The organism is Collinsella sp. AM29-10AC (assembly GCF_003469085.1).
Classification (GTDB): Bacteria; Actinomycetota; Coriobacteriia; order Coriobacteriales; family Coriobacteriaceae; genus Collinsella.
In genome coordinates this window covers 1-14,618 of the sequence record NZ_QSKB01000003.1, presented here as the reverse complement: position 1 = coordinate 14,618, position 14,618 = coordinate 1, and the positions used below count along the sequence as shown (strand labels likewise).

Sequence of the window (14,618 nt, the reverse complement as noted above, 5' to 3'; positions counted from 1 at the left end):
GTCCCGATCAACAGGGGTAAAATGGCTGCTAATGTTGCCAGCTGTTGGGAGATGGAAGATGGACTGCGATGGCTACCCGCGCATTCCCATGCCGTTGATGTGCACCGCCTTTGTGCCGGGGCAGATTGACGCTGCGGTTGCAGGCATTTCCGACCCCGATTCACGCACCATCGCCACGGCGGAAGCGCTGTACTTTCGCGGACAGGCCACACTCGCCGCCGAGACAGCACGCCCCTATCTTGACGCCACCGACCCCGCGCTGCGCTATTCCGCATGCCTTATCTGCGGATATGCCAGTCTGTCGCTCAACCGTATCACCGATGCCCGTCGTTGCCTTGCGGGCATCCTCGATACGCCAACTGACGAGGAATCGTCTGCCGTCCACGCCACGCATATCCTGTTCGCCTCCGCCGCGAGCGTCCTGTTGCACTTGCCTTCCCCGTATTCTGCCGAAGAGTTTTATCCACTTGCGGCGCATCTGCCCGAAGGCCTGCGCCTGTTCGCCAGCTACGTGATGGCGCACGCGTTGTATCTGCGCGGCGAATACGGCCGCAGCCTGGGCATGGCGGAAAACGCCCTGATTATGAAACAGGGAAGCTACCCCATCTCGGAGCTATTCCTGCACTTGTCGGCTTCGATGGCCTGTATGAGTCTCAAAGACGTCGACGCCGCAAAAGCGCATTTTGGCGCCGCTTGGGACATTGCGCGCCCCGACGGCCTTATCGAACTCATCGGCGAACACCATGGCCTTTTGCAGGGACTCATCGAGGCATGCCTAAAATCGCAATACCCTGACGATTTCGCACGCATCATCGAGATCACGTATCGATTCAGCTACGGCTGGCGACGCATCCACAACCCCGATTCGGGCGAGGACGTGGCCGACGATCTAACGACCACGGAATTCACCATGGCCATGCTCGCCTGTCGTGGGTGGACCAACGCCGAAATCGCACGTCATATGGGAGTATCGCCGGGCACCGTTAAAAACCGCCTATCCGGCGTATACGCAAAGCTTGGCATCGGCACACGCGCCGAGCTGGTCGCGCATATGCTGCGTTAACGACCGGGCTGCCAAGCGCATCGAACACATTCCGGAACCCGGCGCTTCGCTCGCCTAAAATGGACATTTTGACCCTTGAACGGCACTACCGCCACGAAGCGGCTTCTCGCAAAGACAGCAACGTCCCCCTTACGGCAGCCGCTGCAGCACTCGCCGTGGCAGGCGCCGGCCTCGTCGCCTACAGCGCCCGCCGCACGGCGCTCGAAAAAGACACCGCCAATGAGGTCAATTCGGATAGGCCTCGCTAGCTCCTAGTTACCTTTGTGAGAGACGCCGACTCGGCTCATCGAACATCAAAATGGGCTGGTTCTGAATACCCAGAGCCAGCCCATTGCGCATTAAATGTCGTCTGAGGAGTCGAGTTCTGCCTCGAGCTTGGCACGGCGTCTTTTCGCCGTGAAAAACGTTGCGCACAGGACAGCAAACGTGGCCGCGAAAATCGTCGCACCGCAGAACACGCCCGTGACCAGGTTCGCCAACCAAAAGACGCTTTCGAGCGGTACGATCTGCGCCTCAGCGATACAGCGCATTGCGGCAATAACAAGCGCGAACGCGGCGCCGCTAAGACCGCTGACAAGCAGGAAATATCCAACAGGAAGATGCTCGGTTTGCCCAAAACGATTGGTATCGACATAGCCCTTCCGCGTTTGCAGTCCTGCGCAAATCAACATCACGAGAACGAGCCACAAATACATGGCTGCCTCGAACGGCGTTGCAAAGCCATGCGGCATTTCACTAGCGTCGCTGTGAACCCACGTAACCTGTCGAGCTATAAACTGGTAGAAAAAGATCATCAACATGCCAAACGAAAGCAGCACGAAGCCAATCTTGTAGATCTTCGCGTTCTCAGCCTCCAGGCGTTCATCCTTTGGGCCGGCATATTCACGCCACTTTTGCACGATTTTCAGATCTTCATATTTCATAGTGAACTCCTAAAGAGCATTAGGGTCGGCGTCGGTTTCGTCTTCCCAAAACAAGTCGTTCAACGTAACGCGCAGCGCCTTACAGATTGCCACGCACAAATTGAGCGTGGGGTTGTAGCCGCCCGCCTCGATAAGGCCGATGGTTTGGCGCGTAACGCCCACGGCTTGGGCTAAGTCAGCTTGCGAAAGGCCAGCCGCCGCGCGTGCCGCCTTCATGCGTAGGTTCTTTTTGCCCGGCATGGAGTTCCTTTCGTAAATGTGGACAGATATCCGTTGCAACATGACAGAAATATATTGCATCCTTCACAAGATGTCAACTATATCTGTCATTATGGAAACCATGTTCGCCATCGCCATGTGGACATAACAATCTCGATTCGCTATTCAAACTTACTCGGACAGAACCGACTCGGTTTTGTCCGAGTAAACGTGATTGATAGTCGATCGCTGTGCCCGCTCGTGCAATCAGCATCATTCGATTTTGTTTAGTAAAACTAGGTCCCTATTAAATAAAATTCGTTTGTATCCAAATTTGTTTAACAATGCCGCGTTACCACTAAACACGATACCCGTTAATCCGAACGATTGTTCGATGGATTTCGTGTTGGGTGGAATCGTCTGTGGGCTGGGCTATGCTACCTTGACTATCTATATGACTTAAACGCAGCAAAGGAGCACCGAGAGAGCGAGTATGGCAAAAAACACCGCAAACTATGGTAACGACAGTATTCGTCAGCTCAAGGACGAGGAGCGCGTACGCCTGCGCCCCGCCGTCATCTTTGGCTCGGACGGGCTCGACGGCTGCGCGCATGCCGCCTTCGAGATCCTGTCCAACGCCGTTGACGAGGCGCGCCAGGGCTACGGCAAGCTCATCATCCTTACCGCCTTTCGCGATGGCTCCATTCAGGTAGAGGACAACGGCCGCGGCTGCCCACTCGACTGGAACCCTTCTGAGAAGCGCTTTAACTGGGAGCTCGTCTTTTGCGAGCTCTACGCCGGCGGCAAGTACAACAACAACCAGGGCGGCGACTACGACTTCTCGCTCGGCACCAACGGCCTGGGCTCGTGCGCGACCCAGTACGCTTCCGAGTACATGGACGTCACCGTTTGGCGCGACGGTAACAAGTACTCTCTGCACTTTAAGAAAGGCAAGGTCGTCGGCGCCAAAAAGAAGGCGCTCGAGATCGAGCCCAGCGACGAGGACCGCACCGGTACCACCATCAAGTGGCGCCCCGATCTTGAGGTCTTTACCTCGATCAGCATTCCCCACGACTGGTATCGCGAGACCATGCGCCGCCAGGCCGTGGTTAACGCCAACGTGACCTTCCGCCTGCGCATCGAGGGCGACGACGGCGAGTTTTCCGAAGAGGATTTTTGCTACCCCAAGGGTATCGAGGACTACGTGCTCGAGAAGGTCGGTGCCGACTACCTCACCGAGCCCTTCTTTATCGAGGCCGACCGTCGCGGTCGCGACCGCGAAGACCTGCCCGACTACAACGTAAAGATCACCGCGTGCATGTGCTTCTCGCGCACCTTCATGATGCAGGAGTACTACCACAACTCGTCATGGCTCGAGAACGGCGGCTCGCCCGAGAAGGCGGCCCGCAGTGCTCTGACCAGCGCCATCGATGCTTACATTAAGCAACAGGGCAAGTACAACAAAAACGAGACCGGCATTAAGTGGCAAGACGTCCAGGACTGCCTGGTACTGGTGACCAACTGCTTCTCCACCCAGACGTCCTACGAAAACCAGACCAAGAAGGCTATCAATAACCGCTTTATCCAGCAGGCCATGACCGCCTTCTTTAAGGAGCGCCTCTCGACCTACTTGATCGAGAACAAAGACGCTGCCAACAAGATCGTGGAGCAGGTGCTCATCAACAAGCGCTCGCGCGAGAATGCCGAGAAGACCCGCCAGAGCATCAAGACCAACCTGCAGCAGAAGACCGACATGGCCAACCGCGTGCAAAAGTTCATCGATTGCCGCTCCAAGGACAAGAGCCGCCGCGAGATCTACATCGTAGAGGGCGACTCGGCAGCAGGCGCCATTCGCACCTCGCGCGATGCCGAGTTCCAAGGCGTTATGCCCGTCCGAGGCAAGATCCTCAACTGCCTGAAGGAGGACTACCCGCGCATCTTTAAGTCCGACATCATCATGGACCTTATGCGCGTGCTGGGCTGCGGCGTGGAGATCAAGGACAAGCGCATCAAGAACCTCGGTGCCTTTGACCTGGACAACCTCAACTGGAACAAAGTCATCATCTGTACGGACGCCGACGTCGACGGCTATCACATCCGCACGCTCGTGCTCACCATGCTCTACCGCCTGGTGCCCACGCTTATCGACGAAGGTTATGTGTATATCGCCGAATCGCCGCTCTACGAGATCAACTGCAAAGAGAAGACCTACTTTGCCTACACCGAGCTCGAGAAAAACGGCATCCTCAAGGAAATCGGCGACCAGAAGTGCTCTATCAACCGCTCCAAGGGTCTTGGTGAGAACGACCCGGACATGATGTGGCTCACCACTATGAATCCCGAGACGCGCCGCCTGATCAAGGTGGAGCCCGAGGACGTCACCAAGATGGAAACCATGTTCAACCTTTTGCTGGGCAACGACGAGGCGGGCCGCAAGCGCCATATCTCCGAGCACGGCAAGGAATACCTGGACCAGCTGGACCTGCAGTAGCAGCAAATCGATAACGACGGCCTATAAGAAGTTCAAGAGGAAATCGTGGCAAAGAAGAAGACGAAGAACCAGCCAAAGAAAAAGCAGGTCAACGCCGAGAACGTCATCGGCCTGCACTCCGAGGTCACCGACCAGCCGATTACGCAGACGCTCGAGGTCAACTACATGCCCTACGCTATGAGCGTCAACGTCTCGCGCGCATTCCCCGAGATCGACGGCTTTAAGCCCTCGCACCGCAAGCTGCTCTACACTATGTACAAGATGGGCCTGCTCAAGGGCGAGCGCCAAAAGAGCGCCAACATCGTGGGTCAGACCATGAAGCTCAACCCGCACGGCGATGCCGCGATCTACGAAACGATGGTGCGCCTGGCGACGGGCAACGAAGCGCTGCTTGCCCCCTTCGTGGAGTCGAAGGGCAACTTTGGCAAGTACTATTCGGGCGACCTGAGCTACGCCGCCTCGCGTTACACCGAGGCCAAGCTCTCCCCCATCAGCGCCGAGATCTTCAAGGACATCGACAAGGACCCGGTCGACTTCGTCGACAGCTACGACGGCGCCATGAAGGAGCCGCGCCTGCTGCCCACCACGTTCCCCAACATCCTTGTCTCGGCCAATAAGGGCATCGGCGTCGCCATGGCGTCCGACATCTGCGGTTTCAACCTCAACGAGGTCTGCACCGCCACGATGCACTACCTGCAGGATCCCGACTGCGACCTCCTCGAGTACATGCCCATGCCCGACTTCTCGACCGGCGGCGAAATAATCTACCGCCGCGAGGAGATGGAAAAGATCGTCGAGACCGGCCTTGGCAGCTTCCAGATTCGCTCCCGCTGGCGCTGGATTCCCGAAGAGCGCATCATCGAGGTCTACGAGATCCCCTACACCACCAAAACCGATGTCATCATCGAGCGCATCGTCAAGCTCTCCAAGGAGGGCAAGGTCAAGGAGATCGCAGACATCCGTGATGAAACCGACCTTTCGGGCCTGCGTATCGCCATCGACCTTAAGCGCGGTGTCGACCCCGACAAGCTCATGGCCAAGCTCTATCGCTCGACCACGCTGCAGGATTCGTTCTCGTGCAACTTCAACGTACTGGTCGATGGTTACCCTCGCGTTATGGGCGTGCGCCAGATCCTGCACGAGTGGGTCAAGTGGCGTATTGAGTCCACGCGTCGCCGCATTAACTTTGACCTGGGCAAAAAGTCCGAGCGCCTGCACCTGCTGCACGGCCTTGAGGCAATTCTGCTCGACATCGACAAGGCCATCGCCATCATCCGCGGCACCAAGCTCGAGGCCGAGGTCGTGCCCAACCTCATGCGCGGCTTCGACATCGACGAGACTCAGGCCGAGTTTGTCGCCGAGCTCAAGCTCCGCAACATCAACGAGGAGTACATCCTCAACCGCACCAAGGACATCGCCAAGCTCGAGGGCGAGATTGCCGAGCTCGAGGAGATCCTCTCCAGCGAGGAGAACATCAAGAAGGTCATCAGCGACGAGCTGGCCGCGGTCAATAAGAAGTACGTGATGCCGCGCCGCACGGGCAGGATCGAGCCCCATGAGGTTATCGAGGTAAGCCTGGAGCCCGAGGTCGAGGAGTACCCGGTTACCATCATGCTTTCGCGCGATGGCTACCTCAAGAAGATGACGGACCGCGTGCTCAAGAAGGCGACCACGCTCAAGTACAAGGACGGCGACAAACCCTTTATCGAGTTCCCGTCCTCCAACACGCACGAGCTGCTGGTCTTTACCAACAAGAGCCAGGTGTACAAGTGCAAGGTCGCGGCGTTTGAGGATACCAAGTCGGCCCAGCTGGGCTCGTACCTTCCGACCGATCTCGAGATGGAACCCGACGAGAGCGTCATCTGGGTCATCGACCCCGAGGACTACAAGGCCGACGTGCTGTTTGTCTTTGAAAACGGCCGCGTGGCGCGCGTCGCACTTGCCGGATACGTCACCAAGACCAACCGCAAGCGCCTCAAGAACGCCATCTACGGTGGCAGCAAGCTGCTGTATGCCCAGGTGCTCAAGGAAGATCGCGACATCGCGTTGGTCTCGAGCGACTATCGTTTGATGAACTTCAACACGTCGCTGCTCAAGACCAAGACGACCACCAACACGCAGGGCGTCCAGGCCTTTACGACCAAGAAGGGCCGCTCGGTCACCACCGTCGGCACGACCGAGGAGATTCTTGGCGCCGGCGTCTCAGCCGAGAAGTTCACCGCGCAGAGCCTTCCCTCTGCCGGTGCCCTCATGAAAGAAAACGACATGCCGAGTTTGTTTGACTAGGTACCACGGCAACGAGATCGTTAGATACTTCGCAAAGCGACGAGGCCCGGAACGCAACGGCATTGCGCCCGGGACTCGTCGTTTTTCTTCTCAACTATTTTTTAACGCAGATAAATTGATTTCTGCTTATTTTTCTGCGTAAAAAATGTCAGCGTCACTACTTCGATGCCCTTTGGTCAGTCGTTAGCAAAACTTGCAAAAGTTAGCAAAACTTGCAAAAATTAGCAAAACCTGCAAAGGAGCTACCATGGAGTACAGCAAGAACCCCTTTACCCCAACATTTGGAAGCGTCCCTCCCTTTCTAGCGGGTCGCGAGCATATCCTGCGCGACATCAACCGTGGCTTTATCAACGGCCCAGGAGATCCCAACCTGTCGACCATTTTTACTGGCGCAAGGGGAACGGGCAAGACGGCACTTCTCTCGCTCCTTTCAGAAACAGCGCTTGAACACGACTGGATCGCAGCAAATGTCTCCGCCATGCCAGGCATGCTCGAAGATATTATCGAGCGAACCAAAGAAGCCGCAGATAGCTACCTCTCACAGCCCCACGCGCGCATAAACGGTGTTCAAATTGGCCCAGTGGGCATCGATTGGACATACGCTCAAGAGGCTCAGGGCAACTGGCGCACGCGCATGAATGGCATCTTTAAGCAACTCGAAAAACATGACATCGGACTTCTCATCACCATCGATGAAGTAACCGTCGATCTCGAAGAAATGCTTCAATTTGCCTCTGTTTACCAGCACTTTGTACGCGAAGGTAAAAAAGTTGCCCTACTCATGGCAGGACTGCCCTACAAAGTATCGGCGTTGCTACGTAACGATTCCGTCTCGTTCCTCAGACGCTCCCAGTATCATCAGCTGGGACGAATCACTGATGTTGAGATTGCAAATGCATTTCGTAAAACCATTGAAGCAGGAGGACGCTCAATCACGCCAGAAGCGCTCGAGGATGCCGTGAAGGCCGTCGACGGATTTCCCTACATGATGCAGCTCGTCGGATATCGCACTTGGGATGTTTCGGAAAACTCGCCCCAAATCAGTACATCCGATGTCCAGCAGGGTTCTCTGCTTGCCCGTATGGAGCTGCGCGATCGTATTCTCGAAACGACCTATCAGGAGCTTTCCGATAAAGACATTGAGTTTTTGCTCGCGATGCTGCCCGATTCTGGCCCCAGCAGGGTCTCGGAGATAGCCAAACGCATGGGCGTCGCCAGCAACTACGCAAGCCAATACAAACGCCGCCTCCTCGAGGACGGCGTTATCGGGGAACGTGGACGTGGCCTCGTCGGCTTCGACATCCCCGCGTTCAGGGAATTCTTGAACGAGAAGGCGTTTTAGCACACCGGAATTGTCCGCGGGAGCATCGTTGCATGGCAATCAGCAATCCTCTTGGTAAGGGCAGCAAGCATTTCCGCTTGTGCTGATTGCCACGCGTTCTTCTTGTCCTTAGGCAAGCTTGCGAGCGAGCTCTCGCACCTCTTCCAGCTTGGGCGAGGAGGCCATGCTGTCGCGCTCGGTCATACCGCTGATGGTGACAATGCCCTGGTCCTCCCACTTGCAGTATGCGCACGTGGACTTGTACATGGCGATCGCCGCATCATAGACGCCCTCGCTGTGGCTATCGAGCAAAAGGGCCGTCTTGGTGAACGGGAAGCCCGTAGCACCGAAGGCGTACAGGCGGTCGATGACAGCCTTCTCCTGCGCAGTGATATCGAACCAGTAGATAGGCGAGGCAAAGACGACCATATCTGCGTCTTTCAGCAACTCGATCACGTTGACCATGTCATCCTTCTGCACGCAGACGCCCTCATGAGCGAAGCAGTACTGGCATCCCAAGCAGCCGGCGATCTTCTTGCTGGCAACGCGGACGACCTCGACCGTATTGCCGCCCTCACGCGCGGTCTCGGCAAACGCCTCGACCATGGTATCTGTATTGGCGCCCTTACGCGGGCTACCGCTCAATACAACGATATTCACAAGAATCTCCCTTCTTCATGCCGCAGGCGCGCGGCACACATTTTGTTGTAACCAAAACGGATGGAGCTATTCAGACGTCTGTAGATCGCATCTCTCGCTCGCGCTCTCCAAAGAAGGTGCAAGCAGAAGCATCACGGACATTAATCAGCGCCGATATGGATCACGACATGAAACCGTAAGGGTTGGCCAGAGGTTGCCAGATTCAGTAGCTCGCAGCAATAGAGCGAATGACGACTTCGGCGATATAATCCGTGTCATCTTGATTGTTCCCGCGCGGAAGGTACAGCTCATGTCCAAGCTCAACATCGACCAGCGATCGATTCGCGATCTTCTCACCGATAAGCGATCAGACTTCCTCATCCCCGACTACCAGAGGCCCTACGCCTGGGGCGAGGACGAATGCGCAACGCTGTGGGATGACCTATTCGCGTTCGCTTTTCCGGGCGATGACTACGAGCGCTTCGACAGCGAGAACGACGAATACTTCCTAGGACCCATCGTCACCTTTAAGAACCTCTCTGGCCAACTCGAAATCATTGACGGCCAGCAGCGCCTCACCACCATCATGCTGCTGCTCCGCGCGTTCTACGACAAGTTCACCAACATGAAGGATAAGCAGTCTGTGAAGATGCGCGAGGCAATCGCCCGTTGTGTATGGAAAACCGACGAGTTCGACGAGCCCGACATGGAACGCCTCAAGATCGACTCCGAGGTTGCATCGGACAACGACAAGAATGAATTCCTCGAGATTTTACGAGAGGGCAATGTAGGCGATGGCTGGAAGAGCGCCTATGCCCGCAACTTCGCTTTCTTCCAGAGGAAAATTGAGCAACTGGTGAGCGAGTGGCCCACCTACACCGTCTACATGGCCACACGCGTCATCAACAATGTGATACTGTTGCCCATTGAAGCGGAATCGCAGGACACCGCGCTACGCATCTTCTCGACTCTAAACGACCGAGGGTTGCCTCTCTCGGATGCCGACATCTTCAAGAGCCAGTTCTACAAGCATTATTCCGACACGGGGCGCAAGGACGAGTTCATCCGTCGCTGGAAGGGACTCGAGGAGGGAGCGAACGCTATCTTCCGGCCCATGCGCGGCACACCAACCGATGAGCTATTTACGCGCTACATGTACTACCGCCGCGCGAAGAAAGGCATCCGCGACACGACCACCGCATCGTTGCGCGACTTCTTCGGTGCCGATGGTTACGCCATGCTCAAGGAGGACGCCACGCTCGCCGATCTCGAGGCGCTGCTCGGCTTCTGGAAACGCGTCGACGCGCAGGAAGGGTTCAGCGAGCGCGTGCTCCGCAGGCTCTTCGTGCTGAACTACGCCCCCAACGGCATGTGGACCTATCTGCTAAGCGTCTGGTTCCTTGCCAACAGCGACAGCAAAGGTGTCCTCGATGACGAGGCACTCTACGGCTTTCTAAACAAGATCACGGCATTCATTTTCGCCTACGCCATTGAGCGACCCGGCGTGAACGCGCTGCGTTCGCCAGTGTATCCCGAGATGATCAACATCGTGGAGCACCGCCCGGTGGAGTTTCCTAACCACCACTTCAATCGCGCAAATATTGCTGAGCGATTCCGAACCTACGTGTTCACCAACGGCAGGCCTGTAACAAAGTCCATACTCACTTGGTGGGCGTACGCAGACCCAGATCAACCACTCATGGACCTAGACACCACGCTCGAAATTGAGCACATCTATGCCAAGAAGCGCAACGAGATAGACCCGCTCGTCGATCAATCCAGCCTGGAGGCGCTGGGTAACAAGGCGCTGCTCGAGAAGCGTGTAAACATCCGCGCGGCCGACTACAGATTCTGCGATAAACGCAAATACTATGAGGGATACACCGACGGCAATGGCAAGCGCAAAGCCGGAACAAAGATCACGGAACTCAAGCGCCTGGCACAAGTCATGGGAGACTTCACCGAAATAGACATCGCGACTCGCACGGCACGGATCATCGATGCCTTCGTGGACTACCTGGGCGACAACGGACTTTTGAGCTAAGGAGCGAACATGTTCGAAAGACTAACCAAGTACGCTGGCAAGCTGGCGGACAGAAACATGAATGTCGAGTTTGGGGGCGGGACGTTCGGACTCGAGGATTTCGTCGACGATTTCTATGGACTGGACGGGTTCGCGGACACCAGCTACTTCGAGACGCTTGAACGCCATAGCATCGACACCTCGGAAGGTATAGACAGCTGCGACATCGACCATGGGGACATTGACCTGATACGTGCATGCATCACGTGGTGCGTTCGTGGCGACCGCTTTTGCGACGGACTCCTTGCCGCGCAAGCTAGGAGCGGGTTTCTGGACCGCTGCCTCTCCCGGCTGAAGGAGCTCGACGAGGGCTGAACGGCAGCCACGAAGACGTCTGGCGCTGCGACAGCACGGCGATGCGACAATGCCATGCCGTCCACTCCGTCATGCCACCAAATCAAAAGCGGAACCAACGCTCAATCTTGAGATGCGTTAACCAAAGGACTCACGTTTCTGCCGGGAAGTCGAGAACGCGGGGCACACTGTGGCGCTTTATCCTCAGCTCATAGCTGCACTGCTTACTTGAAATGAACCCGTGGTCAAGATGAACTACGAGAATCATAGCGGGCAGACACCGCCCGCATGCCCCCTTCGGAATAGGCGCTGAGCAGCTCCTGAGCGTGGGCAAACTCGGGCCCTCGCCTCCAACCGAGCAGGCGGTTGACCGCGAGATTTCCCTGGACGTTGTGGACGAAGAGCAGATAGGCGTCCTCGCGCGAAAGCCCAGTCTCCTCCATGATCGAGGGAATCATCTGCTCGGCGCCGCGCTCGACGACGCGCTGTGCCACCCGGGCGTACGCGTCGTCATCCGAGTAGAGCAGATAATAGTCATCGTTTGCCGGCGGACGCTGGCAGAGGGCACCCGCCTCCGTTCCCTCGAGCGGCGGCACCGCCGCCAAGGCCTCGTCGATAAGCGCGTCGAGCAGGGCGAACTTGTCCTCGTAGTGCAGATAGAACGTGCCACGGTTGATATCGGCGCGGCGGCAGATATCCGCTACCGTCATCTTCGCGAAGCCGACCTCGGCCAGCAGCGCGAAGAACGCCTCCCGTATGACCGAGAGTGTATAGCGTCGGCGACGATCGATCTTCCCCGCTTCCATTACCCCTCCAATTGCAACGCTCGACAATGCCCGGCAAACGCTCGTTTATCGACAGCAGGCCGAAGCTGTTCATTGCTCTTAAGCAAATCGACATGGATACTTTTTATAGACACCTGTTTATAATAGCTGAAAGAAGGTATCCAGTGACCCTGTACGAGCAGCTCGTTATCGAGCTCACCAACCAATCGTTTTCCCTTCAGGCCGCCTACCGCAGCGGCGGCACGCCCTATGAGCTGAGTGACCGCGAGCCCGAGCCCTACGACCAGCAAATCAGGGACTTCGCCCGCATGATCGAGGAAGCCGATTGCGTGCTGGTGGGCGGGGCCTCTGGGCTCTCCGCGGCGGGCGGCGGCGACTTCTATTACGAGGACAACGCAACCTATCGCAGGCATTTCGGCAAATTCGCCGAGCGCTACGGTTTCAAGGGCGCTTTCGAGGGGTCGTTCTACCGCTGGCCCACCGCCGAGGCGCGCTGGGGATACCTCGCCACCTTCCTCGACACCACGCTCAACGCCCCGCTGCGCAAGCCCTACAGGGACCTCGACACCATTCTCGCCGAGAAGGATTTCTTCGTGCTCACCACCAACCAGGACACGCAGTTTGTGAAGCTCTATCCCTGGGAGAAAGTGGCAGAGATCCAAGGCGACCACCGCTTCTTTCAGTGCTCCCACTGTTGCACCGACGAGGTGTGGAACGCGGTCGAGCCGGTCTCCCACATGGTAGAGGCCATGGGAGACGGTCTGGAGGTTCCGACAGAGCTCGTGCCGCGCTGCCCGCACTGCGGAGCAGAGGCGTTCCCCTGGGTTCGCGGCTACGGCAACTTCCTGCAGGGCGAACTCTACGAGGAGCAGTACCGCAAGGTGTCCGACTGGCTCGACGCGCACGCACGGCAGAGGATCCTCTTCCTCGAGCTGGGTGTGGGCCGCATGACGCCCGCGTTTATCCAGGAGCCGTTCTGGGCCCTAACGGCGCAGTTACCGCAGGCCAGCTACATCGCCGTAAACAACAAGACGCAGTTTCTCCCCCGCGCGATCGAGGATCGGGGGCTCGCCGTTCGCGCCGACATCGCCGACGTGCTCGCCGACGTGCGCAAGACGCTGGGGAGGTAGCGCATGGAGACGGCGAAAGCAGTTCGCATAGGCAGGGCGCTAGCCGAAGCGGATCTTGTCATCATCGGCGCTAGCAACGGACTCGACATGGCGGAGGGGCTCAACCTTTTCTGCGCCGATGCTCATTTCCAAGAGGCGTACGGCGACCTCGCTCAGGCAGACGGCATCGGCTGCATACTGCAGGGGCTCGCTTCCCCGGATGCCAGCGTGCGACGCCGATGGGCCGAGCGGTTCCATCAAAAGGAGTATCTCGAATATGAGCCCGGCTCGCTCATGAACGGGCTGCGGCGTCTTACGGAGCACGCCGACACCTTCGTGGTCACATGCAACATCGACGGGCACTTCGCGCGCGCCGGGTTCGACGAGGAGCGCGTGCTCGAGACTGAGGGGAGCACGCGCACGTCGGTTGACGAGCGGCGCCTCGCCCATCCAGACGCCCTCGCCATGACCCAGCTCGAGGAGCTCGAGCGCCTTGTGCAAGCCCATCGCAACGGCAGGGTCGCCATCCTCGAACTTGGCGTGGGACTGCGCAACGGCATCATAAAGCACATGCTCGCCCAGATCGCGAACGTCTGCGAGCACGCCACCTACATCGTGTTCAACTACAGCCAGGCTATGGCGCCCGATGCATCGTGCGAGACGATTCTCGTTGACGGCGATATGGCCCCGGCTTTCGAGGAGATTGCCCAATGCCGTCTCTAGAGAGGGAAGCGTATAGGCTTCGAAGCCTTATCGACGATGCCGACGCCATCATCGTCGGCATCGGCTCGGGCATGTCAAGCGCCGCCGGGTTCAACCATTACAACCGCGCAGGCATGGCGCGCGCCGGAATGACGGACTGGCAGCAAGCCTTTGGCTTCAAGAGCCTTTTCGACGGCTTCTACCACCTCTACCCCAGCCTCGAGCAGCGATGGGCATACTATGCGCGATACATCGACTTCATGCTGCGCGAGCTGGCCTCGCAGCCCTATCTCGACCTACGGTCCCTCATCGGCCATAAGGATTACTTCATCCTGAGCACCAATGTGGACACCCAAGTCGAGAAGACGTTTCCCGACGAGAGAACCTGTAACTATCAGGGAAGCTTCGCGCACCTTCAGTGCAAGCAGCCATGCTGCGACGAGCTCTTCGACGCGAGCCCCTACGTCGAACGCATGCTCGCGGGCATGGCGGGGTTCGAGGTCCTCAGCGAGGATATCCCCCGATGCCCGCATTGCGGCTGGCAGCTTGTGCCGTGGGTGCGCGACGACACGTTTCTGCAGGGTGCGGCCTGGCGCGAGAGCCTCGGACGATACGAGCACTTCGTGCGCGAGCGCAGCGATCGCCGCGTGCTGTTGCTGGAGCTCGGCGTGGGCGAGATGACCCCCGGCATCATCACGCTCCCGTTCTGGAGCATGACCGCGAA

General features: G+C 57.7%; 14 protein-coding genes. 10 read left to right on the top strand and 4 right to left on the bottom strand.

Features of this window, described 5'->3' with window-relative positions:
- Positions 1 to 58: 58 nt before the first annotated feature.
- Together DW754_RS11040 and DW754_RS10865 are read left to right on the top strand one after the other, a co-directional pair.
- The gene (locus DW754_RS11040; RefSeq protein WP_199411428.1) at positions 59 to 1,063 is read left to right on the top strand and encodes a helix-turn-helix transcriptional regulator; all 1,005 of its coding nucleotides are present in this window, start codon (positions 59 to 61) and stop codon (positions 1,061 to 1,063) included.
- Positions 1,064 to 1,131: 68 nt separating this feature from the next.
- Entirely contained in the window at positions 1,132 to 1,311 is a 180-nt protein-coding gene (locus DW754_RS10865; RefSeq protein ID WP_147336364.1) for a hypothetical protein, read from the top strand.
- 90 nt (positions 1,312 to 1,401) lie between these two features.
- Here the strand turns inward: DW754_RS10865 and DW754_RS01695 are convergent, their stop codons facing one another.
- Positions 1,402 to 1,986, bottom strand: a complete 585-nt coding sequence (locus DW754_RS01695) for a hypothetical protein (RefSeq protein WP_055252406.1) — start codon at positions 1,984 to 1,986, stop codon at positions 1,402 to 1,404.
- Between the two features lie 9 nt (positions 1,987 to 1,995).
- Positions 1,996 to 2,226, bottom strand: a complete 231-nt coding sequence (locus DW754_RS01690) for a helix-turn-helix transcriptional regulator (RefSeq protein WP_055252407.1) — start codon at positions 2,224 to 2,226, stop codon at positions 1,996 to 1,998.
- A gap of 451 nt (positions 2,227 to 2,677) precedes the next feature.
- Between DW754_RS01690 and DW754_RS01685 the strand changes: the two genes are divergently transcribed.
- From DW754_RS01685 to DW754_RS01675, 3 genes are all read left to right on the top strand, one after another.
- Complete coding sequence (locus tag DW754_RS01685; RefSeq protein ID WP_117758292.1) at positions 2,678 to 4,675, top strand: type IIA DNA topoisomerase subunit B; 1,998 nt, start codon at positions 2,678 to 2,680, stop codon at positions 4,673 to 4,675.
- A gap of 45 nt (positions 4,676 to 4,720) precedes the next feature.
- The gene (locus tag DW754_RS01680; protein ID WP_117758293.1) at positions 4,721 to 6,961 is read left to right on the top strand and encodes a DNA gyrase subunit A; all 2,241 of its coding nucleotides are present in this window, start codon (positions 4,721 to 4,723) and stop codon (positions 6,959 to 6,961) included.
- A gap of 247 nt (positions 6,962 to 7,208) precedes the next feature.
- Complete coding sequence (locus DW754_RS01675; RefSeq protein WP_117758294.1) at positions 7,209 to 8,303, top strand: ATP-binding protein; 1,095 nt, start codon at positions 7,209 to 7,211, stop codon at positions 8,301 to 8,303.
- 108 nt (positions 8,304 to 8,411) lie between these two features.
- Here the strand turns inward: DW754_RS01675 and DW754_RS01670 are convergent, their stop codons facing one another.
- Complete coding sequence (locus tag DW754_RS01670) at positions 8,412 to 8,942, bottom strand: flavodoxin family protein (protein WP_117758295.1); 531 nt, start codon at positions 8,940 to 8,942, stop codon at positions 8,412 to 8,414.
- A 289-nt stretch (positions 8,943 to 9,231) separates the two neighbouring features.
- Between DW754_RS01670 and DW754_RS01665 the strand changes: the two genes are divergently transcribed.
- Both DW754_RS01665 and DW754_RS01660 read left to right on the top strand, forming a co-directional pair.
- The gene (locus DW754_RS01665) at positions 9,232 to 10,965 is read left to right on the top strand and encodes a DUF262 domain-containing protein (RefSeq protein WP_117758296.1); all 1,734 of its coding nucleotides are present in this window, start codon (positions 9,232 to 9,234) and stop codon (positions 10,963 to 10,965) included.
- A gap of 9 nt (positions 10,966 to 10,974) precedes the next feature.
- The gene (locus tag DW754_RS01660; RefSeq protein WP_117758297.1) at positions 10,975 to 11,319 is read left to right on the top strand and encodes a DUF6508 domain-containing protein; all 345 of its coding nucleotides are present in this window, start codon (positions 10,975 to 10,977) and stop codon (positions 11,317 to 11,319) included.
- Positions 11,320 to 11,543: 224 nt separating this feature from the next.
- Here the strand turns inward: DW754_RS01660 and DW754_RS01655 are convergent, their stop codons facing one another.
- Complete coding sequence (locus tag DW754_RS01655) at positions 11,544 to 12,104, bottom strand: TetR/AcrR family transcriptional regulator (RefSeq protein ID WP_117758298.1); 561 nt, start codon at positions 12,102 to 12,104, stop codon at positions 11,544 to 11,546.
- Positions 12,105 to 12,247: 143 nt separating this feature from the next.
- On the opposite strand from DW754_RS01655, the gene DW754_RS01650 reads away from it, so the two are divergent.
- The 3 genes from DW754_RS01650 to DW754_RS01640 form a co-directional block, all read left to right on the top strand.
- Positions 12,248 to 13,213, top strand: coding sequence for an NAD-dependent protein deacetylase (locus DW754_RS01650; protein ID WP_187361923.1), 966 nt, complete (start codon positions 12,248 to 12,250; stop codon positions 13,211 to 13,213).
- Positions 13,214 to 13,216: 3 nt separating this feature from the next.
- The gene (locus tag DW754_RS01645; protein ID WP_117758299.1) at positions 13,217 to 13,915 is read left to right on the top strand and encodes a hypothetical protein; all 699 of its coding nucleotides are present in this window, start codon (positions 13,217 to 13,219) and stop codon (positions 13,913 to 13,915) included.
- Positions 13,903 to 14,618 (top strand): NAD-dependent protein deacetylase, SIR2 family (locus DW754_RS01640; protein WP_118071988.1); only part of this gene is annotated, 716 nt, incomplete at its 3' end. The genes DW754_RS01645 and DW754_RS01640, both read left to right, overlap by 13 nt.

Excerpts from the sequence above, each read along its gene's own strand:
- DW754_RS01660 (WP_117758297.1), top strand. The coding sequence starts at position 10,975 with ATGTTCGAAAGACTAACCAAGTACGCTGGCAAGCTGGCGGACAGAAAC.
- DW754_RS01690 (WP_055252407.1), bottom strand. The coding sequence starts at position 2,226 with ATGCCGGGCAAAAAGAACCTACGCATGAAGGCGGCACGCGCGGCGGCT.
- DW754_RS11040 (WP_199411428.1), top strand. The coding sequence starts at position 59 with ATGGACTGCGATGGCTACCCGCGCATTCCCATGCCGTTGATGTGCACC.
- DW754_RS01695 (WP_055252406.1), bottom strand. The coding sequence starts at position 1,986 with ATGAAATATGAAGATCTGAAAATCGTGCAAAAGTGGCGTGAATATGCC.
- DW754_RS01685 (WP_117758292.1), top strand. The coding sequence starts at position 2,678 with ATGGCAAAAAACACCGCAAACTATGGTAACGACAGTATTCGTCAGCTC.
- DW754_RS01645 (WP_117758299.1), top strand. The coding sequence starts at position 13,217 with ATGGAGACGGCGAAAGCAGTTCGCATAGGCAGGGCGCTAGCCGAAGCG.
- DW754_RS01665 (WP_117758296.1), top strand. The coding sequence starts at position 9,232 with ATGTCCAAGCTCAACATCGACCAGCGATCGATTCGCGATCTTCTCACC.
- DW754_RS01655 (WP_117758298.1), bottom strand. The coding sequence starts at position 12,104 with ATGGAAGCGGGGAAGATCGATCGTCGCCGACGCTATACACTCTCGGTC.
- DW754_RS01675 (WP_117758294.1), top strand. The coding sequence starts at position 7,209 with ATGGAGTACAGCAAGAACCCCTTTACCCCAACATTTGGAAGCGTCCCT.